The 25,150-nt window shown below is 38.2% G+C and carries 18 protein-coding genes; 10 read left to right on the forward strand and 8 right to left on the reverse strand.

Annotated features, from left to right (window positions below):
* Positions 1-230 precede the first annotated feature (230 nt).
* The 4 genes from OLM61_RS18500 to OLM61_RS18515 all read right to left on the reverse strand — a co-directional run bounded on the left by OLM61_RS18500 (position 231) and on the right by OLM61_RS18515 (position 4,440).
* Entirely contained in the window at positions 231-1,835 is a 1,605-nt protein-coding gene (locus tag OLM61_RS18500; RefSeq protein WP_264524073.1) for a hypothetical protein, read from the reverse strand.
* A gap of 1,263 nt (positions 1,836-3,098) precedes the next feature.
* Entirely contained in the window at positions 3,099-3,488 is a 390-nt protein-coding gene (locus OLM61_RS18505; protein ID WP_264524074.1) for a DoxX family protein, read from the reverse strand.
* 96 nt (positions 3,489-3,584) lie between these two features.
* Positions 3,585-4,022, reverse strand: coding sequence for a VOC family protein (locus tag OLM61_RS18510; protein ID WP_264524075.1), 438 nt, complete (start codon positions 4,020-4,022; stop codon positions 3,585-3,587).
* Positions 4,023-4,032: 10 nt separating this feature from the next.
* Positions 4,033-4,440, reverse strand: a complete 408-nt coding sequence (locus tag OLM61_RS18515; protein ID WP_263360901.1) for a VOC family protein — start codon at positions 4,438-4,440, stop codon at positions 4,033-4,035.
* 201 nt (positions 4,441-4,641) lie between these two features.
* On the opposite strand from OLM61_RS18515, the gene OLM61_RS18520 reads away from it, so the two are divergent.
* From OLM61_RS18520 to OLM61_RS18535, 4 genes are all read left to right on the forward strand, one after another.
* Entirely contained in the window at positions 4,642-5,622 is a 981-nt protein-coding gene (locus tag OLM61_RS18520) for a GlxA family transcriptional regulator (protein ID WP_264524076.1), read from the forward strand.
* Positions 5,623-5,776: 154 nt separating this feature from the next.
* Positions 5,777-7,384, forward strand: coding sequence for a class I SAM-dependent methyltransferase (locus tag OLM61_RS18525; protein WP_264524077.1), 1,608 nt, complete (start codon positions 5,777-5,779; stop codon positions 7,382-7,384).
* A gap of 426 nt (positions 7,385-7,810) precedes the next feature.
* Positions 7,811-9,343, forward strand: coding sequence for a sulfatase-like hydrolase/transferase (locus tag OLM61_RS18530; protein WP_264524078.1), 1,533 nt, complete (start codon positions 7,811-7,813; stop codon positions 9,341-9,343).
* A 58-nt stretch (positions 9,344-9,401) separates the two neighbouring features.
* On the forward strand, positions 9,402-10,433 hold the full coding sequence (locus tag OLM61_RS18535; RefSeq protein WP_264524079.1) for a hypothetical protein: 1,032 nt from the start codon (positions 9,402-9,404) through the stop codon (positions 10,431-10,433).
* 223 nt (positions 10,434-10,656) lie between these two features.
* Here OLM61_RS18535 and OLM61_RS18540 read toward each other — a convergent pair whose 3' ends face one another.
* From OLM61_RS18540 to OLM61_RS18555, 4 genes are all read right to left on the reverse strand, one after another.
* A complete protein-coding gene (locus OLM61_RS18540; protein WP_264524080.1) occupies positions 10,657-13,563 on the reverse strand; it encodes a S8 family serine peptidase in 2,907 nt (968 codons plus the stop codon).
* A gap of 452 nt (positions 13,564-14,015) precedes the next feature.
* A complete protein-coding gene (locus OLM61_RS18545; protein ID WP_264524081.1) occupies positions 14,016-15,251 on the reverse strand; it encodes a hypothetical protein in 1,236 nt (411 codons plus the stop codon).
* Between the two features lie 133 nt (positions 15,252-15,384).
* Positions 15,385-16,650 carry an amidohydrolase family protein gene (locus OLM61_RS18550; protein ID WP_264524082.1) on the reverse strand — a complete coding sequence of 422 codons (1,266 nt, stop codon included), beginning with the start codon at positions 16,648-16,650 and terminating at the stop codon, positions 15,385-15,387.
* A 2-nt stretch (positions 16,651-16,652) separates the two neighbouring features.
* Positions 16,653-17,711 carry a hypothetical protein gene (locus OLM61_RS18555; protein WP_264524083.1) on the reverse strand — a complete coding sequence of 353 codons (1,059 nt, stop codon included), beginning with the start codon at positions 17,709-17,711 and terminating at the stop codon, positions 16,653-16,655.
* A 358-nt stretch (positions 17,712-18,069) separates the two neighbouring features.
* Here OLM61_RS18555 and OLM61_RS18560 point away from each other — a divergent pair, with 358 nt between their 5' ends.
* The 6 genes from OLM61_RS18560 (at position 18,070) to OLM61_RS18585 (ending at position 24,990) form a co-directional block, all read left to right on the forward strand.
* On the forward strand, positions 18,070-18,996 hold the full coding sequence (locus tag OLM61_RS18560) for a phytanoyl-CoA dioxygenase family protein (protein WP_264524084.1): 927 nt from the start codon (positions 18,070-18,072) through the stop codon (positions 18,994-18,996).
* A gap of 529 nt (positions 18,997-19,525) precedes the next feature.
* Positions 19,526-21,913 (forward strand): TonB-dependent receptor, encoded by a 2,388-nt coding sequence (locus OLM61_RS18565; RefSeq protein ID WP_264524085.1) that lies wholly within the window; start codon positions 19,526-19,528, stop codon positions 21,911-21,913.
* A 26-nt stretch (positions 21,914-21,939) separates the two neighbouring features.
* Complete coding sequence (locus tag OLM61_RS18570) at positions 21,940-22,659, forward strand: HmuY family protein (protein ID WP_264524086.1); 720 nt, start codon at positions 21,940-21,942, stop codon at positions 22,657-22,659.
* A gap of 9 nt (positions 22,660-22,668) precedes the next feature.
* Complete coding sequence (locus tag OLM61_RS18575; protein ID WP_264524087.1) at positions 22,669-23,478, forward strand: HmuY family protein; 810 nt, start codon at positions 22,669-22,671, stop codon at positions 23,476-23,478.
* A 14-nt stretch (positions 23,479-23,492) separates the two neighbouring features.
* Entirely contained in the window at positions 23,493-24,239 is a 747-nt protein-coding gene (locus OLM61_RS18580; protein ID WP_264524088.1) for a DUF5018 domain-containing protein, read from the forward strand.
* 79 nt (positions 24,240-24,318) lie between these two features.
* Entirely contained in the window at positions 24,319-24,990 is a 672-nt protein-coding gene (locus OLM61_RS18585; RefSeq protein ID WP_264524089.1) for a hypothetical protein, read from the forward strand.
* Positions 24,991-25,150: the final 160 nt, after the last annotated feature.

Raw genomic sequence — 25,150 nt, forward strand, 5'->3', positions numbered from 1 at the left:
AAATAATTAATATTATAAAAACATAAAATACAGCGCCCTTCCCCTAACTCCGAATCAAAGAATTGAAGAGGTAAAAAAGAACCGTTTTTCACCGATTCTTAACTTCGCAAAAAACAAAAAAACCGTCTGGATCAGACGGCCTTTTTAGGGGTAAAATTCTATTTATATACTTATCGGCTTTAAAGATTTTCTAAAATTAAAAACTCTTTTTTCTGATCCTGATCCAATCCTTAGGCAGCAATTATTAAGTTTTGTATCAATTCAAATCTGATCTTGTTCACTAATGTCTCATTGAATTTTGAGTCTTTCAGAACTTCCTCCGGTGATGCCGCATGGACAAAAACTGACGTAATCAGCAATCGGTTAAGTTCTTCATGAGACAGATGATCACTTATTTTATCTATTTCAACCTCAAAAGAGTGTCGTTTTTCGGCATCAGTTCCGGCTTTTGCATAACCTTCTAATAACCATTTGAATGCTAAAGATTTAATTTTATTACTGTTGGAGTTTAACCAAACCTCTTTTTCATCGTCATCGTCCGGTTCTCCACGGTAAGGGTACTTATCATCTATGATTCTTTTGGACTTAATCAGTACCAAAGAGGCAAGTCCATCGGCATTCGCCATATCCAAAAACAATTGCTTTTCCTGTATCAATCTCTCGTTAAACGATCCGATGTACAGTTTAAAAATATTACAAACCTGATCTCCATTATTTACAGGCAGATCATTCTGTTTCAAACTATTTGCAAGCGATTGGAAATCGATCCAGTTTTCATCAAAAAGCCTTTTTGAGTAGCTCAGTTGCCCGTACAGCTCATTGAGATTTTTAGTTGTTTCGTCTAATTTTTTCTGTGTATTCTCGTACCAATCCATTAAATCGTTGGCCGCAGAAATACTGTTAATGATATAATCTATCGAGCCAATAATTAAAAGTATGGCCGCTAAGCCCGCAACAATCCAGCCTAATGGTCCAAGCGCGGCTCCTAACATGCCAACAGTAGCTACACCGGCAAAAAAATTGGTCCCTAAAGTAATCCAGCCAAAAAGATAAAATTCTTTTTCAGTAAGTGTTTGCAGGTTAAAGGATGAATCAATTTTTAAATCGGGAAGTCTGGAACTTACCAGGTCTATAAAATTACTGTACTCTGCTATTACAGGCAGAATATTATCCAGTACTTCCAAATAATTCTTAGCCATAGCGCGAGTCAGACCCAGCATTCTCAGACACTCATTCAGTGAGCCTCGAACATTGTCATATCGCTTTGGATTGTCAGGTCGCCAGAAGGAACCGGCATCCCTGTCCATCTTTCTAAAGTCGGTATCAAAACTGGCCAGACTATCATTGAGTACCGACAGCTTTGTTATCACTTCCTGTGCCGAATCCCTTCCGTCTTTTATAGCATTCAGCGAATAAAATTTATAAAAATTATTACTCATCTCCACAAAAACCTCACTATAATAATCATTCGTGGTTTGGTCTTTCTTAGTAACAAGCGGGATTCTTACTTCTTTTCCATCAAGGAAAAGGCTTAGTATTTTGGAAACATTGTCTTTCACTTCCTGCTCCGTAAAATACGCTTTTTGATCTGCAACAGCTGCAGAACGAATCTTGATGTTTTCCGGATTTCTTAAAATTTGAGTCCATTGATCAACCGTATATTGTGCCTGAGGAGTTAGCTGTTCTGCTATGGTCGTAACATCAAATACCAGTAGCTTTTCTAACTTATCATCGGTGTACTTTACCATTTTTGAAGTGGCAGTAGCCGTTGTTTTTGCTCCCTTTGCCATGAAGTTCTGTAATACTTCCTGCTTAACGATTTCTTTAATTTCCATAATTTAAATTTGCATTTGCCCTACTCATAGGCTTTTCGGATTCCGCCCTAACTTGAACTCAATGAAGCAGCTTTATACGGTACTGTTTTCTAAGATTGTCTTTTACTTTTAGTTTGGAAGTCTTAGCCGGACGTTACGTTTGGTTGCTTTTGAAGTAAAGCTAGTGCTTGATTCTAATAGAGATGAAAAAGATGCAACGAACGCGGAATTTACTGTCATGTGTCAACTATTTTCTGTTGCAAAGCCTTATAATTACAAGGAAATGAAGTAAAATGTGTCGTTCCGCTGGAACTTTTTTTGAACATGCTTTATTTTCAACGGATTAAAATCCGTTGCTACAAATTTTATCGTTCCTTCGGAACTTAATTATGCGGTTGTTTTTATTGTTGACCGATTAAATTGAAAATCGTTGTCCTGCTTTAAAATTGTTGTGAAATGTATCGTTCCTCCGGAACTTTTTTTGAATACGTTTTATTTTCAACGGATTAAAATCCGTTGCTACAAAATTTGTTGTTGCCTATTAAATTGAAAATCGTTGTCCTGGTTTAAAAATTGTTGCGAAATGTATCGTTCTTCCGGAACATTTTTGAACACGTTTTATTTTCAACGAATTAAAATCCGTTGCTACAAAATTTGTCGTTCCTTCGGAACTTAATTATACGGTTGTTTTTGTTGTTGCCTATTAAATTGAAAATCGTTGTTCTGGTTTAAAAATTGTTGCGAAATGTATCGTTCTTCCGGAACTTTTTTTGAACACACCTTATTTCCAACGGATTAAAATCCGTTGTTACAAAATTTGTTGTTCCTTCGGAACTTAATCATGCGGGTGTTTTTTGTTGTTAGACGGATTACGATCCATGCACCTAAAATAGAAACAGGCGATATAAACCGAAATAGGTTTAAATAAGATAAAGATTAACTTCATAAAAGAGCCATAGGCTCGAATGATAATCTAGAGACAGATTTTAATCCGTCACAAAAAATTTAGGTACAACCATAAAGAGCCATCGGCTCGATTCATATTGTAGCGACGGATTTTAATCCGTCATAAAAAACAGGCACAACCATAAAAGAGCCGTAGGCTCGGCATATATAGTTTTTTAGATGAATTTACCCCCGTTAAGTACAATTGATTCAACACACCCAAACATAGATATTAGGCGTAAAAAAATACCAGCTCTTAATGGTATAAAAGTAAAAGAGACGACCTGCATAGTCGTCTCTTTTACTTTTTAAAGCTTATCTCTACCGTTTTTAACAGATCTAATAAGCTGCTGAAACTGCATATTCCTTTTGATACAATTTTTGATACAATTTGTATGAAATCACTAATATACCAAGGAAAACCAAAGGCAGTATCGCCTGAAACCCGAATCCATCAACAGCAAAATGACTGATGCTGGCAAATATAAACACAAAGCCAAAACCGGTGTACGCCCACTCTTTCGCAAATTTTGGCGCTTGCGGGATAATCACGGTAAGTGCTCCAATCACTTTGAAAACTACTAATGCGTTACCAAAATAAGCCGGATATTGCATATGGCTGATCCCTTGTTTGGCAAGTTCAGTTTGTGAAGTTAGGGCCGGGATAATGCCCTCCATAATAAAAATGATAATTGTTGTGGTCCAGAATAGTATTTTATCTTTTTTCATAGCTGTAAAGGTTGTTGGTTAAAAATAATTTGTCATTAGCTCCTGATTCATAGCGTTTTCTAAAGGAGCTTATCCAATTGGGTATAATTATCAAAACTAATTACACCCAACGGCTAAGGGTTTGTTTTCTTCTGACGAATAACAGAGCATCCACTGATGTCCAAATTTATCCGTAAGGTGTCCGAAGAGGACTCCAAAGAAAGTTTTTTCTAACGGATGGGTAGCCTGACCGTCTTTCGATAAGTCGGTATAAGCCTTTCGGGTTTCTTCTTCACTGTCAAAAGTGAGCATCATCGAAAAGGCATTCCCTTTTGTCAGGTTTTCCGGAGCCATATCCGATCCCATAATCACAAGAGTATCGCTTTTAAGCGTGGCGTGCAAAATACATCTTTTCATTCTCTCCGGCAGGCGCTCCCCTATTGGCGAATCGGCTATCGTTTGCAGCTCGAGTTCACCACCAAGACATGCTTTGTAAAATAACATTGCATCCTTGCAGTTACCGTTAAATGTTAAATAAGAATTAAGCTGTGCCATTTGAATACTGTTATTGTTGTGGGATTTTGGCCAGGTCCATGTATAAAACCTCCCAAAGATGTCCGTCTAAATCTTCAAAGCTTCGTTGTTGCATAAAACCGTAGTCTTTCGCTTCAGCAGTTTCTTTTCCGCCCGCTTTTAATGCATTATTTTGCATGGTATCCACCTCATCGATACTGTCTACCGACAATGAATTAATTACCGCCGCTTTTTGAAAAGCATTTCCAATTTCTTTGTTGGTAAATTCATTGAACTTACTGTGTGTTAATAACATCACATAAATTTCTTCGGTTAAAACCATACAGGCTGCTGTTGCATCTGTAAATTGAGGATTGTTTGTAAATCCAATTGCTGTGTAAAAAGACATTGCTTTTTGTAAATCTGCTACCGGCAGATTGATGAAAATTTTTGTTGCCATTTGTTCTATTTTTTTAGTTGTTAATTGATAATACAAAGATGGAGCAGAAATAACAGAATGCGGATATGCAAAAACGACAACAAAAAGGGCATTTACGACAAACTATCTTTATCTTTGAAATTGCAAAATGGCAAACGATGTGATTTTTAGGGGCTTTGCACAACAAATAAGCCCTTAGAGCCAGTTCTAAAAATAAAGAAGATGATAAAAAAAGTAAGTATCCTTGTTCCTGAAAGCTCCGTTCTGCAGGCTATAGCAGATCCTCAATATTTATTTTCAGCAGTCAATCAGTTTATGACTGCATCGGGCAAACCCGTATTGTTTGATGTGCAGCTCGTTGGTTTAGAAAAAGAAGTCAAACTCAATAACGGACTATATTCAGTTAATACGTCTCAGCTTACAAAAGAAGTCACAAACACAGATTTGATTGTTATTCCTGCCTTATTTGGAGATATGAAAAGCGCGATTGCTCAAAATCAGGAGCTTTTGCCCTGGATAAACGAACACTATCATAAAGGAGCTGAAGTAGCTTCGCTTTGCGTTGGTGCATTTTTACTTGCCTCTACCGGTTTATTGGATGGCAAAAAATGCTCTACACATTGGGGTTTTCAAAATGAGTTCCGCGAAATGTTCCCTGAAGTAGAAGTCATAGACGGCAGCATTATCACCGAAGAACACCGAATATACTCCAGTGGCGGTGCACATTCATACTGGAATCTACTACTGCATTTAGTTGAGAAGTATACCGACAGACAAACGGCAATATTGGCTTCCAAATATTTTGCGATCGATATTGACAGAGACAGTCAGGCCGCTTTTGCGATGTTTCAAGGACAGAAAAATCACAACGACGAAGCAATCAAACAGGTACAGGACTTTATTGAAGATAATATACAGGAGAAAATCACTATCGATGAATTGGCTGATCTGGTGCTATTGGGAAGAAGAAGTTTTGAAAGACGGTTTAAAGCCGCTACCAACAATTCTGTTTTAGAATACATCAACCGTGTGAAAATTGAGTTTGCCAAAAAAAGCTTCGAAACCAGCCGCAAAAATATTAATGAGGTAATGTACGATGTAGGTTATACCGACACCAAAGCATTTCGTACCATTTTTAAAAAGGTAACAGGTCTAAATCCGATCGAATACCGCAATAAGTACAACAAAATGGCTGTGAACTAGTTTATTCTCTAAACCCATTTAGTAAAATAAAAAACTCGTTTCATATAAAATAGTGTAATAGAAATCTTAAAACAGGCGATTTAAAAAATGAAACCAAGTATTGATCTTCGGTCAAAAAAAATCACTATTTTTAACAAACCATGATACTTATACTATGACCGATAAATCACAATTACGAAGTTCTATTTTCAGACATCTTGACGGCTTAGCCGTTGCTCCCGTAGCAATAGCACTAAAAAACAATGCTGTTTTAGAGTATATACTAAACAAAAAACAAGTCCAATTATCAGAGCTGGTAACGGTTTCTAAAGCAAATGAAGGTTATCTGAATGTCGGTTTAAGAATTCTGGCTTCCCAGGGCTTTTTAGATTATGAAGTCGATAACGGTACACAGGAAATTACGATCGCTGTCAACGAAAAAACCGAAACGGCTTTTTCATTGTTTTATCTCTATCAGGATGTTGTCGATCTGCTTCAATTTTCGGTACAGTTTCATCCACGGCTTTTTGAAGATGTACCTTTTGAAAGACTCAATGTCATCTTTGAAAAATATAAAAAAAGATACGGAATTCTCCCTTCTGACAATCCGTTAAAAAATAGTATTCAGGAGCAGATTTTAAAACATATCGAAGGCCATTTGATTGGTCCAACAATTGTTCGTCTGGCCATGAAAGGGATGTTTCACAAATATTTCATGGAAACTTCCTTCCAGCCCGAAGAGTTTCATAAATCTCCTGAAAATTTTAAAAAAATACTGGACTTTTTTGTACATCTTGGATGGTTTTTGGAAAAAAATGGCAACTACCAATTTACCGAAACGGGTCTCTTTTATGCCAAAAGAGCCAGTGCCTATGGTGTAACGGTTTCTTACTTGCCAACATTTGCCAAAATCGAAGAATTAATATTTGGTGATCCTGCTGTACTAAGAATGATTACCGATGGCGAAAACGAAATTCATGTTGACCGCGAAATGAACGTTTGGGGAAGCGGCGGTGCTCACGACACTTATTTTAAAGTGGTAGATGAAATTATCGTTACGCTTTTTAATCTGCCAATCGAACAACAGCCTAAGGGAATTCTTGATATGGGCTGCGGTAATGGTGCTTTTCTTCAGCATATTTTTGAAGTAATCGACCGACAAACCTTACGCGGAAAAATGCTCGACGATTATCCCTTATTTTTAGTTGGAGCCGATTATAATCAGGCCGCATTAAAAGTAACCAGAGCCAATTTGATCAAGGCCGACATTTGGGCAAAGGTCATTTGGGGGGATATCGGACGCCCACAACTGCTTTCGGAAAATCTGAAAGAGAATTACAATATTGATTTGAAGGATTTGCTTAACGTAAGGACCTTCTTAGATCACAATCGAATTTGGAAAGATCCGGAACACATTAACAAAGACAGAATCAGTACATCTACCGGTGCATTTGCCTACAGAGGAAAAAGAATCAGTAACAATCTGGTCGAAGACAATCTGCTGGAACATTTGCAAAAATGGTCGCCTTATGTGCGTAAATTTGGCTTGCTGCTGATTGAACTGCATACCATAGATCCGAAGCTTGCTGCCGACAATATCGGAAAAACTCCTGCAACAGCCTATGATGCTACTCATGGCTTTTCGGACCAGTATATTGTTGAGATAGATGTTTTTAATAAAGTTGCCGCAGAGGCAGGATTATTTCCGGACAAATCAATTTTTAAACGATTCCCCGATGCTGATATCGCGACCGTAAGTATCAATTTACTAAAAGGAAATTAAATCGATAATCCCATTAACAACTGCTGTTGTTTAGCACCAGTTGAAATCAAGAAACCTTCAAAGCTACCAGACTTTGAAGGTTTTTTTTTAGACCTTTCACGTTTCTACTTGTGGAATTTTGTTTTCTGCAAATGATAATATCAAATCCTACTTCTCTATAAAACAGGTATTTATACGTAATTCAAATCTGCTCAGTTATTGTAATTTTATTCTTATTAATCAAGTCAACAACTTGATTACAATACTGTATATAAGCCTTTTGCGATTTACTCCACACCAGTATCTTAACATACTCTCTTCGCGCCCGGATTCTATAAAGTACCCAAAGCATCTCCTTTTTTAGATTGTTTCAAACTCACATAACATTATTGACTACCCATCAATATCAACAATTGTATATTCTATTAACCCCTTAAACCATAAACAATGAACTTAAAAGAAAAACTTAACGAAATTGGCCAAAAGCCGGACATGATTTTAATTATTACCGACGAGCAGCGTGCTACGCAACATTTCCCGCCGGGATGGGAAGAGGAAAACCTTCCTACATTGACTTTTCTGAAACAAAATGGTTTTAGTTTTGACCGCGCCTTCTGCAACACCTGCATGTGTTCTCCTAGCCGCTCGACCTTATTTACTGGTTTATATCCTGCGAAACATGGTGTAAGCCAAACCCTTACCGAAGGCGGTCTGTTGTCACCTCAGGAACCTACGCTTAGCAATGCACTGCCTAATATTATGAATACACTTTGGGCTGATGGATATGATGTGCAATACCGCGGAAAATGGCACATGAGTAAAGGTGTTGCCCCTAATGGTACTAAAACAAATTATGAAGATCTAACCGCTGCTGATATTGCATTGTATGGGGCTATGGGCTGGATTGCTCCCGATGCCGGTGAAGATGTCAATCCGCTTAATTTTGGGGGCGGATATGCCAACCATGATGCAAGGTATACGGCTGAAGCGATTCAATATCTAAAGGAAGTAAGAGCCCAAAGAGCCGCCGGAAACCATAAACCTTATTGTTTGATTCTGTCTCTCGTAAATCCACACGATGTATTAGCTTATCCGAATACAGCAGGTACATCAGGATATCATCCCGACAGTTGGCTAGACAGAGAGATCGGCCTTCCTGCTACCGTAAATGAGAATCTGCTCGAGAATAAAAAACCAATGGCACAGGAACAAATCCTGATCAATATGGCTTTAACCCTCGGAGCAATCAATAGCACCGAAGACAAACTGAATTATATCAATTTCTACGGTTATTTATTAAGTCTTGCTGATAAACAATATGGTTATCTGATTGACGAACTGTATAAGGAAGATGAAAATGGGCATAAACTGGCCGATTCTGCCATAGTTACCATGACATCCGATCATGGCGAAATGGGTCTCGCTCATGGCGGATTACGTCAGAAAACTTTTGTTGCGTATGAAGAGGCTTTAAGAGTACCACTTGTCATTTCAAATCCGATACTGTTTAAGAACCATCCTGTCAAACATTCGATGAACTTAGCAACATTAGCCGATATCTTCCCTACTTTTATTGAGATGGCCAATGTTTCCAATCCGCCAACAGGGCTTGCCGGTACGAGTTTGTTGCCTACAATGGAGGACAATACACCGGTTCAGCATAGCCTTCTGTTTACTTATGATGATATCAAAGCCGGATCTAATAGTACCTGGACCATCGTAAGAGCTGCCAATCGCATCCGTTGTATCAGAACCGAAAAATGGAAATTTGATTACTATTTTGATGCCGCTACAGCCTATTTCAAACAATATGAACTGTATGATTTAGTGAATGACCCATTGGAAATCACAAATCTGGCCTATGATCCGGCTTACAGTGAAATCAGGCATGAGTTAGAAGAGCAATTGCATCAGCTGGAAGTAGAAAAACTTTGGGTAAATGCGCCAAAAGATGTCTATAGTACCACAACGTTCAACTAAAAACAACTTTTGGGCACAGTGCTAAAAAAGTATAAAGCAATAATCAAAAAAAAAAATTATGTCAGAAAATATAAATCTGGAAGTCAATACTGCAAAGTATACCGATTTCAATTATCCTGCTGGCGGAGAAACCAGCATACAAGGCGTAAGAGGTGTCACAGGATCTGAAAATGTATACATTTCAGGCAGTTTAATAGGCCTTGATAATATTGTTCAGGGCTTAATCTATGAAGGGCCAATTAATGGAAGTGGTAATCAAGGCAAATGGAACATTGTAAATTTTCCAAGTACACCAACAGCAACGGTTATCAATACCTCTTGTTACGGTCCTAATAACGGGCATGATGGCAAAGTACAATTGGTTGGTTCCTATAAAATCTCGGCCTCTACCGGTAAAGCTCCGAGCGGAAATCTTGGTTTTTATTACGAAGGACCAGTAGACGGTTCAGGAACCTGGATTCAGGTGTCGCCAAATGGCGGTAATACCAATAATGTATTTGTTCATAGCATAATGGGCGGAATCGCTGTTGGGAATTATGATGTAGAGAACGACAAGAATGGATATGCGTTTCTATATGATGTTGTCACTAAAGAATATATTGATTTTAAAGTTTCCAATTCCTTAACGACTACTTTGTACGGGATTTGGCACAATGGCGGTGATCATTATACTATGGCTGGCGGTTATTCGAGCGCTAAACTGGGGGAAATAAGCCAGGCTTTTCTCGTTGATTACAATTCCAAAACGAAGGAAACAAGTAATTTAAAATCGTTTAGTTATAAGAATGAAACTGCTCTGTCTGTAGTCACACATTTTGAAGGTATTACTGCTGCCAAAGGTAATGGTTATCATATGCCCTCTGACTGGATCAGTATTAACGGAAAAGATATAGGAGCTTCCTTTGTTGCTGTCAATCGAAATTCAGATGGCTCATTTGGAGAAGCCAACTGGATAGATATTGATTTTCCGGAAGCTGACAGTACAAGCGCCAATACGGCTTATGAAAATAGTATCTTAGGCGTTTATACCGTTAAAAATGATTCGGATACCGTAACAGTGTCTTCGTATGTTGCAAAAGTTCATCCGTGAAAATAAAGCAAGATTCCTTTAAACGATTATAGATTTTTAATAAGCGGTTAAGTTGAAAATCTTTCAGCTTAACCGCTTCTGTTTTTCCCACAGATAACCTGACTACCAATGCTGATCCTTAATTGATGGCTATAAAAAAGAAATCGTCTCAACTTTTACATTGAGACGACTTTCTTCATTTTCATACATTCCCTAAAGGAATATGCAGTTCAATAGAAAAATATTAGTTTTTAATTATTTTTCTCGTCACTACTTTTCCGTTATCAGAAATAAACTGAACGATATAAATTCCGGGAGCTTGTTTGGAGATGTTCACATTAAACTCTTTTTGTTTATTCGTTTTTTCTTCAAAAACAACGCTATTGAAAACACTTGTTATTCTTAAAGTTCCCTGCTCCTCGTTATTGATTCCTATTTTAAAGATTCCGTTTGTAGGATTCGGATAAATAGTAACAATACGCGATTCAGCTGCTTCAGTAAGCGCTATAGCACCCGGTTTAGTATTGGCCTTAGCTCTTACCAGTGCAAAACGCTCTCCTCCTTCAAGTTCACCCGTTCTGGCATCTTCCTGAACAAGATCTATGGTAATTTGCTCTTCAGCCGGGAAATCTTTTGCTACCTTGAAATCAAAGGTTATTCCGAAAGTTTCATCAATATCAATTGGCAGGTTAGCAATTGCTCCTTCTCTTGACGTGATCAGGATTTTATTTTTATCTAAAATCTGTACTCCTTTCAAGCTTCCATTGGCCTGTGCTCTTTCAAATAATTTCGGATCCAGTGTCGCTTCGATGGTACCGCCTAACTCAAAGAAATTATTCTTAAGCTGTTCGTTAAATCCTTTGTCTACAAATCTTACATTGATGTTTTTAGATCTGATTCCTCTAATAAATACGGCTGTTGGAGGAACAAAATCGGTCGTATTCAGGTTGTAAACACTTAAATTTTTCCAGGCAATATTGTTGTTGTTTTTGGTATTAACCGCAATACTAACATTGTTTTGCTCATTAAACATAGGATCTTCTGATGATTCTATTCTTGCAGCTAAACAAAAATGATGTACATCGTAAGTGAAATCAGCAGGATTTGGCGGATACCACGGAATAACCACCGTAGCGTTTCCACCTGCAGCAATTGCCGGGATAGCTACCTCTCCAATATAATCACCATGCAATACAGGTCCAACATAAAAATTAACAAAGTTGGTAGGCCATGTTAATCCTGAAGAAGCTTTTGCAAAATACAGTTTCACTTTTCCGGAAGCGCTGGCAACGGTTCCTTTATTAGTAACTTTAACGTAAACTCCGTTTGGTGAACTTAATTTAAATTCAGGGTTTTCATGTACAGTTCCTCCGTCAATCGTTTGTCTTACCCAGATATCATCACTGATCCACATAGGCCCTGAATCCGGATTAGGTTGTAATCCAACATCAAACGGTCTGTCTTTTACGTACAAATCCGGTACTGTAATTCCGGTTACAACAGTCGAAAAGTTCTGACTGCCATTAACCAAACTTCCTTTATGAGTTACTGTAATGGTATAGGTTCCGGCTGCTCCAACAATTCTGATACGCTCGAATGGATCTCTGGTATTATCACCCAATCCATTTGTTGTTGCGGTTAATAATCGATATGGAAAATTAGTACCGGCACCATTGGTTACACGAATGTCTAAATCATTTATCAATTTTGCTGTGCCAATATTTGGTGTACTGCCTGAGTAAGCAACACCTGCAGGATCTGTCCAGGAAATAGATGCGATTAACGGATTAACACCGTCTGAGGTTACGGACAATGTATAAGTACCTCCATTAACCAGTGTACTTTCCTGAACGATAGACGCAGTTCCGTTTTTGGTAATGGTTTCTGCGGCAAATTTTGCATTCAACAGTCCCCATCCAAATATAGCATCCGGTCCAACTGCTCCGGCATCGTCTGCGGTATGCAGCGCCAATCCTTTAAGAGTGGCTGCACGCATAAAGTTTCCGGTCAGGTTTTTATAATGCTGTTGCAGCAAAAGTAAAGTACCTGTCACGTTTGGAGCGGCCATAGAAGTTCCGCTGGCATTACCATAACTACTGTTCGTTAATGGTGTTATCGGATTTGTAAGTGTGGCTGTCGAATAAACGGAGGCTCCGTTTCCGGCAAGATCCGGTTTGATTCTCAAATCGTCTGTAGGTCCCTGACTGCTGGATCCGCTAATGGTAACACTTGTTAAAGCTCCTGTTGCACTGATAACGGCATCATTAGCATTAGCAATCACCAGATTGTTTTTAGAAGTCGAAAATCCTGTCAGTTTATCATAAGCAGTAAAACCACCTAACGGACTTGTGTTTGCCGTGTTATCACCGCCATCATTTCCGGCTGATTTCACTTGCAGGTAGTAAGGAGCATTAAACATCAGAATGTCCCAGTCTCTGGCAGTGGTTTGATACGCACCAAACTGCCAAGGGGCAATCAAAACCGTTCCGGCCGAATTTCTTGTAGCCCATCCATAGGAATGATTGGAGATCAACATTCCGTTTGCTGCCGCAGTAGTCGCTTCAGTCAAATCGTTGGTCCATTCATTTGTTCTGGCATTTCCCTGAAAGGCCATTCCTTTAGAGGCCGCTACAGTACCTGCCGCAACAATGGTACCTGTTACGTGATTGGCGTGCTGGCTGTTATTATTGGTAGTAACAATAGTAGTAACGCCATCCCCAATTGACACTCTTCCGCCAAACTCATTATGCGTAGGAAGTGTGGCACCTCCATCCCAAACATAAGCGGTCATCGTTTGTCCGTTAAGGTTCAATCCCAAGCCACCACCAGAATTCAGAAAGTTTGCCCGCGTTGATTTTGCGGCATTTACATTTTCTGTAACATAGTAAATGGGCGTTTTTCCATCTGCGCTCACATCTACTAATTCACTTGAGGTTCCGTTTTTATTCAAAAATGAGGTTTTCCAGCCGTTTGCCTTGGCCAGACTAGTTACTCTTTGCTTGCTTTTGTCGGCTTCGGCTTGGTAGCGTACACTTAAAGACTGAAGCTCAGACAAGTTACTGCCCGATCGAATTTTGGTAATATCATTTTGGGTTTGTGCATAAGTAGCTCCGCAGACGCAAAGCAGCATAATTTTGTATAAATTTTTCATATAATCTGATTTAAGGGGTTAATCATTTTTTATATCTCAAAAATCTTTACAAACAAAAGGGGGGCTTCTGGTTTCCATAATTTGAATTGTTTAAAGGTTAAATAATTGGTAGAATATTGTAAGAGTTGATTCAATCATAAACACTAATACATCGCTATTATTTACCTACAAAACCTAGCGCATTTGTAGGATTTTATTTTAAACACAACAAAACTCGTTAAACTAAATTAAGCAAAAAAGAGTACAAATACCTGATTTTAAGATAATTAAATAAAAATAACTTTTACACCACAAAACATAAAAGACTCGATTTTAATTGTAAGAATAACAGTTCCGGCTTCTGTACAGCCTGCCGCAAAAAAAACCTCCAAAGTCAATCGACTTTGGAGGTTAAGATTTTACCTGCTCTTTTAATAAATGCAAAAAATCTCAGCTTTTTTTTTAGAATCAAACTATGGTAGTATCTGAATTCCAACCGTTACTTTGTTACTTCTAACTTTCTCGTCGCTTCCAAATGCACTTATAATTGCCGAAAGACGGAATTTGTTTAAAATAGTAACCCCGGTTATCACTTTACCGTTTAAAAAGGGTTTTTCGTAATTTAATCCCAAATTTTGGTAAAAACCCCTATTACCAACCGTAAAATTCCCATTACCCTGAGCAAAGAAATTGAATTTTTTGTTGTCTGATGAAACCGCCATATATATATTTAATCCGGCACTACCGTTACCTGTTGAGGTATCTACATTATTGTTAAGATCTTTTAAATCCATTGCACCTCTAAGATTAGCGTAGGCATAAAATGTAAACTGATCCCCATTGCTTTGGTTGGTAGAAGCAAGAGGTAGAATTGCTTCCAGATAAAAATTTCCTCCTCCGTTTACCAGTCTGCTCAATGCTTCCTGCTCTGCTTTGTATTTGTCTTGTTCCTCCTTCTCTTCTGGTGTTTCTCCATCTTTTTTAGAACCTGAAGATACCGAGAGTACACTTCCGAAAGTAAGACGAACCGCCAATAAATTATCGGTAACAATTTCATTCTGAACAGACGCCGCATCAGTATTACTGTTTAAGGCAAATGAGTTTAAGAAAATGAGCTTTTCTATCTTGTTATTGTACATGTCTTCAAAAAACTTTCTTCGATTTGCTCTTTCCCATGTAGGCAGTACCCAGTCAAATTTGTCCAGCGCAGAAAGTCTTTCATTTTTTTCCTGTATTGTCTGCTGTTCTTCTCCCTGCTTTTTTTTAACTAATCCTGCAATCGAGTCTAACTTTTTCAGAGTTAACTTGTCTCCTCTGTCCGCTATAACTTTTTTATATCCCGCAATACTATCTCTTTTTTGTTTTATTATTCGTGTATACAAACTATCATATTCATGGTATAAAATATCTCTTGCCGGATTTTTCAGTTTATTTTTTAATACTTCAATTTCCTTGTTTTTTTCAGCAATTGTTTTAGAAATTTTTGTCTTCTCATCTTCCGAGATTATAGAGGTAACTTTTTCTTTGAGTAACTTTTTCTCTGCTTCAATAATTTTTAGATCGTCTTCAATAATCTTTTTATACACCTTTTGATACGATAGGCTATTCTCGAATACTTTTTTCTTGGTTTCGTTGATTGAAGGAGTCTGCGCCTGAACTTTTAAGAGAATTAAAAGAAAAGCAAGTGTTAAAGTAATTTTCAATTTCATAATGTTTGGTTTTGAGGGTTAGTATTTATTTTGGTTTTATTGTTGATTATCGACAAATGACAGACTGCCTCTCTTACTTTGAAGTTAAAAGGAGGATCTTATAGTATTCAAATGTATTTCGGCTATTTCTTCATTAATAGTACTTACTCTTTAAGTAAGTGTTGATATTATCTCGGGCCATTTGATCCCATAAAGAGTTTCCACTACTAAGCATCTTATCTGAAGCGTAGTTTCTAAAACCTTTGACAGCATCTTGTTCCAAACTGTCTTTCTCGGTCATAAAATAATCTGTTCCAAACAGTATTTGCTTTCCGTACGATTTATTGGCTTCCTCAAGAAATATCCCATAAAGATCACTGTTCTTTTTATCCAGACATTCGGCAACATCATATGATATATCGGTATAAACGTTGGGGTACTGAGTCATCAGGTTTTGTATCTGATTGAACCAGTTCTTTCTTAATACCCCATACGGATTAACCTGCTCACTTTCTTTATTGTCTCCACTCGATGCTTTTATCTGACCTACACCGCCAAAATGTGCAAAACATATTTTAAGGTTTTTAATTTTGTCGAGCATCGATTCATACGAATGTGGTTCCAAGAAATAAGAACAGCTGCTCCTACAGCTTCTGCGGGTTTGTCCGTTAAAGACATTTCCAAAAAAACCTCCCTTCTCTTCTATAAATTTGGGTATGCCGTATACGTTTCCGGTATACGGATCAACAGGGTTAAGATTTCGGGTAATATATTCCCTGCTGTAATTGTAAATTCCGCCCAGATAATAAGTGTGCGTCATTACCGGAACACCATTATCGGCGGCCCATTCCATGGTTTTTTTTAGTTTAACATCAAAAGCATAATGACCGGTACTCGGATATAATTTTAATCCCTGAAAAGGATAAATATAAGTTCCTCCCACTTCGATTTGGGTCTCAAAATAACGTTCTACCGTTTTCTGAATTTCATCTCCGCTGCTTTTCCATCTCGGATCAAGTCCGAAGAAGGGTAAAATATTTGCAGGGTATTTTCTTTTGATATCGATTATTTCTTCAATTTGTCCTTCAAATCCACTAACCGATCTGCCAACACTCAAATATTCTAAGTTCTGACATAAGGTAACAAACTGAAATGTCTCGTTGGGATATCGGGACATTAGATCTTCAAAAATATCGGTCTGGTATTTACTTTTACCAATTTGCAGGAACGTAGCATATCGTTTAGCCATTCCTTTATTCTTGCTGGCCAAAAGCCTGATGGTCCAGGCGCCAAGATCAGTATTGGTAAAATTGTCAACTCCTTTTGCTAAAAACGGAGGCAGATACAGATCCAGAAAATTTTGGGGCGCATTATTCATGGTGAATATGTGTGTGTGCGCATTTTTATAATTGTTATTCATGACTATACTACTTTAGTTACTGTTTGAGCTGTTGAGGTTGCTTTTTTCAAAACATCAAACCAAAATGGAGCTCCTAAACTCGCTACAAAAGCCGAAATGATAATCCCCAATATTTTTAGCAAAATACAAGACAGCGTAAAACAATCTTTTCCCGAAGGGTCTTTCTTTTCCTTACAAACCGCTTTCTTCCAGCCAATAGGTAAATCAATATTCGTTCTCAGGCTATCAATTTGTTTTGTTAATTTTTCAGTATCCTTTTTAATCAGGGCGAGAGAGGCCTGATCTACGACCACACTTTGTCCAGTTGGGTTATATTTTGCGCTTAGTGCTTCTAATTGTTCCTTGTTCTTTGTGTAATAATCAACCATGGCAGCTCTTGCCGTTGGATTACTATCATAATACTTAAACAAAGCAATACTATCTATATTCACAATGCCGCTCACCAGAAGCCCGATGATAAACAAACGTTTTCTGGAGAGTTTTTTGTACCAGGCGCTGGTTCGGTCGTTAAACTGATCGAACCAGGTCGTAACTTCTTTAACCAGCTCTTCATAAAGCCTTTTTTCTACAACAGCAGCATCAGAACTGGAGGATTTGATTTTTGCTTTGTTCATGGAATTTCTCAGCATCATAATCAAATCGCTCTGCCCCAGATAGGTAATGGCAAATTCGAAATTATTGAGCAGGTCATTGTTATACTTATTGTTAAGATCTTCTTTTTTTTCCTGCAAAAGTATTTTGGCTGCCTGAGCATTAGCAACCGTATCAATTAACACTTCTGCCATAGTTTTGGAATTAATTTCGGCGGGTGGAGCTTTTTCTGACTTGGTCAACAATCTAATGTTGCTGTTGTTGTACATCAACAATCCCCAATTGATCTGATTCGAAAAATCAAACAGTTTTTCTACAATTTTATTTCTGAAAAACCGGCCTCTTTCGCTTTTTATCTGCACTGTTGCTTCAAGGATCATGCTACACAATAGTGCAAACAAAGCCCAGCTAATAACTAATGAAATTGCAACCTGAACAATCGTCGAGGAAAAAAAACTAATTTCCATCATCTCTTAATTTAAAGTTTCGCTTACTCTTTAAAGGATTTTTAGCTTTCTCCTAAAATTCAAATTTCAAATTCTAAAAATTCCAAATTCCAAAAATCTAATTATCTAATTATCTAATTAACTAGCCTCTTATAATCAATCGTTTACTCACGCAAACCTATCACAAGTATAGGTAAATTTTCAACATTATTAATAAGTAAATACACCTGATTTTAACACTTTTTGATTAGCTGAGATTGAAAGAAAATCATACTGGGAATCTACTTTAAAACAATAAAAACGCGTATTTATACTTTAAGCAGGCAACTTGAAATGTCTTATTTTTGAAACTATTGATTCTTAAATTATAAAACCTCCCCAAATGAAAGACTCCCTGACTGTTCTTGAAAAGTTATGGAAACGAACTTTACACCCTGACAGCACTACCGATCTAAGTAATGACGCAACCTGGAATGCAGAAATTAAAGTCTTATTCCAAATGGGTATTGGTATGGAAGACACCTTACAGTACTTGTATTTTGAAAAACCCGATTTTGAGGCATTTAAAAACTGGATCGACAAAAGAATGCGAAACGCAAATCATGAATCCGAAGATGTGATTAGCGATGTTCTCTCGCAAGAGGATCTTAGGTTTTGGAATGAAAATGGTTATGTTATTCTAAAAAATGCCATCTCAGAAGAAGATTGTCAGGCAACGCAAAAGGCCATTTGGGATTTTCTAAAAATGGATCCCGACAAAAAAGAAAGCTGGTATGAAAGACATGAGGATCAAAAGGGACTGATGCTTAACTTTTCCGATCATGAAACTTTGAATCACAATCGGTTTTCGGTAAAAATTAAAAAGGCCTACGAGCAGCTTTACAACACCGATGAAATATACAAAACGATTGATAAGGTAAGTTTTAATCCTCCCGAAACTAAAGATTTTACTTTTCTGGGAAGTCCGCTACATTGGGATACCAGCTTAAAACAACCCATGAAATTCGAACTGCAGGGACTACTCTACCTCACCGATTGTGGTGTCGAGGATGGTGCTTTTCATTGTGTTGCGGGCTTTCACAACAAAATAGACGATTGGCTGAATAACCTTGATCCAAATGTTAACCCTAGGGAAGAAGCTGTAAAAACACTGAAACCAGAACCCATACTTGGGAATGCAGGTGATTTTATCATTTGGAATAGTGCACTGCCCCATTGCGCGACACCCAACAAAGGTCAAAGCCCAAGAATGGTGCAGTACCTTACTTATTTACCAAACGATCATAACATCGCAGGAGAATGGATATAAAACTGTATCCTAATACCTTGCCCTATGCAGTTCAACTCGCCACAGATTAAAAAAATTAAAAATTTACTTCAAGAATCCCATTTCAATTCGAAATGGGATTTTGTTGTTCTTTTAAGGATCAAATCGCATAGAATTTAGAGCAATACGAGCATCAAAATTATAGCGCATTAAATAAAAAAAGCATCGTTTTCTTTCTTTTTAGAAACCATTTTAAAGTAATTAAGTGTTAAATAACTCAAAAAACGGCCCATATTTTCAACACTTTTACTGCTTTTTTATTGTTAATTTTTTCTTAAATACAAAACAAGCTTATTACATCTCATTAGCATTTAAAAACCTAGTAAACAATCAAGTAAAACACGCCAATTCAAGTTTAAATTCATATTCATAATCTTTTACCTACTTAATTTTTGCTCATTCTGTAAAAAAAGTACTATTACTACTGTATTAATTATTATTTTTACCAAGTCTAAATAAGAATAGTGCGCGATTAATCTTTGATCACTATAGACAATGGATAACAATAAGAATGAAAAACAAAAACATTTACGGTCCTGCCAGGAAAACAATCATCACTTGTTTTTTTGTATTGTATATAACGTTAACTCAGGCTCAAAACGGCACCAGCATCAACGGTTTTGTCTCTCATGCCGGAAATCCGCTGCCGCAAGCATTGGTCATATTAGAGTCTTCCGGTAAATCCGTGGTATCCGATCCTACAGGCTTTTTTTCATTTAAAGGACTATCAAATGGAACTTACACTATCAGAATCACAACCATGGGATATAAAGATTACATCCAACAGCTTGTTTTAAATGGAAAAGCAATACGTCCCTTGCAGGTGAACATGGAGCGAGGTATCGATCTGAATGAAGTGAGTATAAAAGGCCGCTCAAAGAAAAACAATCCTGAAACTCTTATTAATGCTCAATATAGCGCTATGCCTGTTACAGTCATAGACCGTAAAACCATTGAACTGATGGGCAGCAGAAGACTTGACGAGGTTTTAAAAGAGCAAACCGGTATCGCTATTGTCAACAACATTAGTGGCGGTGCCCGATCTGTAGGAGTGCAAATGCAGGGCTTTGGCAGCGAATATATCATGGTGCTCATCGATGGTCAGCCTATGGTTGGACGGAATAACGGCAACTTCGATCTTTCGAGAATCAGTGTATCCAATATAGAACGCATTGAAATCATTAAAGGAGCTTCTTCAAGTCTTTACGGCAGTGAAGCTTTGGGCGGAACGATTAATATTATTACACGCCATGGCGTAATTGATCCACAGCTGCAAGCTTCTTTAAGTTATGGTTCTCTGGATATTATTGACGCTACTTTGGAAGGCGAAACACCCTTTTTGCAGAACAAAGGAACCGTAAATCTGGCGGCGAATTATTACCGAACCGATGGTTATAATACCAACTCCAAATACATAAAAGGCACCACATCCCCACCCTATGACAATTATAGTTTACAGGGAAGATCCCGTTATCAAACCGGCGCCAACAGTTATTTAAATTTAAGCGGTCGTTACGGTCTGCGTCGTTCTTTTATGCAGAAGGATTTTGGCCTTGGCCATATTTCCGGAGACCATCAGGACGAGCAGGATCTCAATCTTTCACTTTCGTTTGATCATCGTTTTACTAGCAATCTAAGAAGTATCTCCCGATATTACCTCACCCATTATACGGCCGACATGAGTGTAGCCTGGCAGCAAAGCAACAGTTCAGTAAGTCAGGATGTGTTTAAACAAACGTTACACCGTTTGGAACAGCAATTTTCGTACAGCAACAACAATTCCTACCAGCTTGTGGGTGGTCTTGGCGGAAGTCTGGAGCACATGAACGACAAATCGCTTAATGGTGTCAATTCTCTTCAAACTTTCTTCTCCTATATTCAGGGCGAATGGACTCCCTTTCAAAAATTAAAAGCGGTTGGCGGGTTGCGTTACGATCATACCAATAATTTTGGAGGAAGACTCAATCCAAGTTTTGGATTACAATACTACATTACACCAAAATTAACTTTTAAAACCGGTATTGGAACCGGATTTAAAGCTCCCGATTTTAAAACAAACTATCTGGTATTTTTTAATCCGAACGGAAATTATCTGGTTATTGGTAATGCAGTCCTGGCTCCTACGCTTCAGCAATTAAAAGAGGACGGTCAAATAAGCGAAATCAGACAGTATGTACTGAATCAGACCGCCGGTAATCTTCAGGCCGAAAAGAGTATTTCGTACAATGCGGGATTAGTCTTCGAACCTGCCAAAAGTTTTAAAATAGAAGGAAGTGCTTTTTATCATAAAATCACCAATCAAATCAATAGCATACAGGTGGCTACCGGAACCAATAGCCAAATTATTTATACCTATCAAAACCTGCCCGAAGCCGTTAACAAAGGATTTGAATTTGCTTTAAAATTCAGTCCGATCAAAAATATGGAAGTAAGTGCCGGTTATCAATACCTCATTGCCAAAGATCTCAGCGTTAAAGACAGCATTAGTGCAGGAAAATGGCCGTACAGTCAAAACATACATGATCCGGCAACCGGCAACTCTTATAAACCAAGGCCATCCGATTATTGGGGAATCGAAAACCGCTCGCGTCACATGGCCAATACTTCTATTTTTTATCGGTACGAACCATGGAAACTCAACGCCAATATCAGAATTAATTTCAGAGGCAAATATCCGTTCGGAGATCGCAACGGGAATCAATTCATCGACAAATACGACATTTTTGTGAAGGACTATTGGCTGACCAATGCGAGTTTTGAAAAACAACTTTTAAAAGATCACCTCAGTATCCGATTCACGGCCGATAATATTTTTGACTATACAGATCCGCTAATACCGGGGCAGCCAGGACGAATTTTGCTTCTTGGTGTAAGCTACCGCTTCTTTAAAAATCAATAAAACTAATCTACTTTAAATATTTCACAATGATAACAAACCATATACTCAAAAAAGGACTTTTAGCATTACTACTCATTATAACACTACAGGCTGTTTCGTGCAGCAGTAACGAAGAAAATACGGTAACCACTCTTGCCGATGGCAAAAGCACTGTCGTTTCAGATCTTGCCGGAGATACCGGAGCTGCAATGGGAGGTGAAACAAAAGGCAAAGAAAAAAGGAACTTTCATACTTTTCTTTTTCGCTTTAGTGATCAGAAACAAATCTGGCTGCATACAAAAGCAGATTCGTTGCAGTTTATGAAAACAAACGACTGGGACATTGCCTTTACCGGACCTTACAACAGTGAGGTTTTTATAAACAACAGCAAATACCAGTACAATCCGGGTTACGGTGGCCCTGCCAAAAATACAGCAGTGGTTTTAGTCAAAGAGGCTTACAAAAATGTAAACCAGGCCGCTGCTGATGCTGATTTTAACAATAGTGAAATCACTAAAATCGGGTGGTCTTCTTCTGAAAGCTCTGCTGGCTGGTTTTATTACAGTCTGAGCAGTCATATTATGCAGGCCATTCCGGATCGCACTTATGTTCTGCGATTGCCGAATGGAAAATATGCAAAACTACAGCTCGTAAATGCCTACAAAGGCAATCCCCCGGCAGTAACCGACCTTAACTGGCCTGCACCCTATTTTACTTTTAAATATTACGTGCAACAGGACGGAAGTAAAAATTTAAATACCAATTAATTTAATAACATGACAAAATTCAAAACCCTAACCGAAAAACTGTCCAGCCCCCTACTGACCGTTTTTCTTCTCACTGTATTGCTTACAGCCTGCTCTGGAGATGATTCCAAAGTGACCGATCCCGAAAACGGAAATGGTGGTAATCCCCAAACTGAAGTGCCTGCAACAGGCTTATTCTATAAAGTAATACATGTAAAAAATTATCAGGGAAGCACCTCTGATGCCAATCCTACCGCTCCATCGGCAACACTTTATTATAGCCTTGAAGAGAATAAAGCCGTAGAGGGATCTTATAAAAAAACCCGTAAATGGGACTTAGCTTTCGGTGGACTTTATGCCAGCTTTTTATCCGGAAACAACGGCAGCAACTCGCAGAATAACGGATCGCTTGCAGGTGGTATAGGCGGAATCACGATTGTAGCCAAGCCTTTTAACGAGGTAGTTGATATCCCGGCCGACAATCAGTTTAAAACCGGAATTGACCTTATTGGCACCGATGATGCCGGCTCTTTCGGAAATGGAACTGGCTGGTACTTGTACGACTTTGGTGGCGATGTGGTATCGGACGGAAAGAATCCACAGAAAGCACATGTTGCTTATGCACTTGGAGAATCTCTTAAAATTACAAACGGTACTGTGATTCCAGCCAGAACGGTTATCCTTAAGACTGCCAACGGTAGTTATGCCAAAATCAAAATGATCTCCGTTTATAAAGACGTATACAATTCTAAGGACTGGTACAAAGACACTCCACACATGTATTACACTTTTGACTATGTAATGGTACCTGCCGGTAGCACCAAATTTGAAATCAAATAACCTAATCAATTCACATGAATACCAAAATTACTCCATTAAAATCAAACCTTCTTTTTTCTGCTTTTGCGCTACTTGCCCTTCTGACAGGTTGTAGCAACGAAGAAGAAAGATGGACAGATGTAAAAGAAAAGCCCATTACAGAAATAGTTACAACTCTGGATGCCAAAAGAATTATCTCTTTTCGCGTAACAAATCCGGGGACTACACAGGTGATCCATAGTGCCGTAAACAATTTAAAGAAAACAGTTACGGTATACCTGCCTTCTTATTATGAATACCAATATCTTGAAGCAGCCATAACAGTACCCGCCAATACTACTATTTCGCCTGCTGCTAAGGAGCTTATACCTGTTTTCAGCAAAACTCCGGTAACCTATACCACCAAAGCTACCGACGGTACCACTGCTGTTTACACGGTGAATGTGGTGATACAACAGCCTAAATTAGTGGTAAATGAGGTTTCAAATGCAACCGATCCTTTTTTGATTAGTACAGACAGTCCGCTTACTGTAAAAGGGCAAAACTTCCTGCCGTCGTATGAGGTTACAAAAATATTTGTAGTAGATGCACAGGGCAATAAAAAATGGCAGATGAAACAATACAATGAAGGTCTGGACATTGGAAGTTTTTATGCAATGTATGTATTTGCAGACAATGCCAATACTGTTGTCCCTCTTAAATCGGATACCGATTACTGGTTCATGATGGAAAGTTACAATCTGTCGGCCACAATGAAATATCCGTTCCGAATAACAAACTAAATTTCAGAAACATAAAAATGCCTGTTTATACTGCCGAGGTAATAAAAGAAGCCACTTAATCTATCAAATATAAATCATTATGAAAAAAATAATTCTATCAATTTTAGCAGTGGCTGCTATTTCATTTACATCTTGTAGTACTGACGAACAAAATGCAGAAACACAAGCAGTAGCAAACGAACAATCGCAAGGAACCAATTTAACTAAGAAATCGGCTTTAGCCCTTTGCACGGTTACTTCAACTTCTGTTACTGTAAACAGAACTGCAGCCCCTTCGTCTACTTACACAAACTGGACTCCTGTTGCTGCCGCAATTGGAGGTGTTAATGTTCAATGGGAAGGAATCTACGGTGGTTCAATCCGTCCGGTAGGTAATACCGGTAAATGGTATGTTGGTACTGTGAACTTAAACCAGACTTGTGATGACTGGGACAGCTGGAATGCAAACATCGTAGTTAAAAACGCATCAGGTAATGTTGGAACTTCTCCGGCAGATCCTTACAATGTATTGGGATACAACGGAACTATATCCGGAGCAAACTATGGTTTGGGATATTACTCTTACAACATCCTGACACACGTTATGACTCCTGCGAAAGCTATTGTGATCTGGAGAACCAATTCAGGAACAAATTCACAATCAGTTACCAGCCCTGCATCAGCTCTAGAAGCTTATTTGGTTAAAGTAACAAGCATTACACCGGGATCTTCTAACAGTACAGTAAACTATAACTGGACACAGGTAAAATAATTAATAACAGCGTAAAAAAAGAACATGGGAGCACGAAATAGATAAAGGTAACTGCAGCAAAAGCTGACCGGCGATCCACTGCAAAATACCCCCTGCCCTATATCATTCCCCCATGACCACAAACGGCTTTATAAAATTACCGTAAGCATTGTAAAACAGG

Origin of the sequence: Flavobacterium sp. N502536 (assembly GCF_025947345.1) — a bacterium.
Classification (GTDB): domain Bacteria; phylum Bacteroidota; class Bacteroidia; order Flavobacteriales; family Flavobacteriaceae; genus Flavobacterium.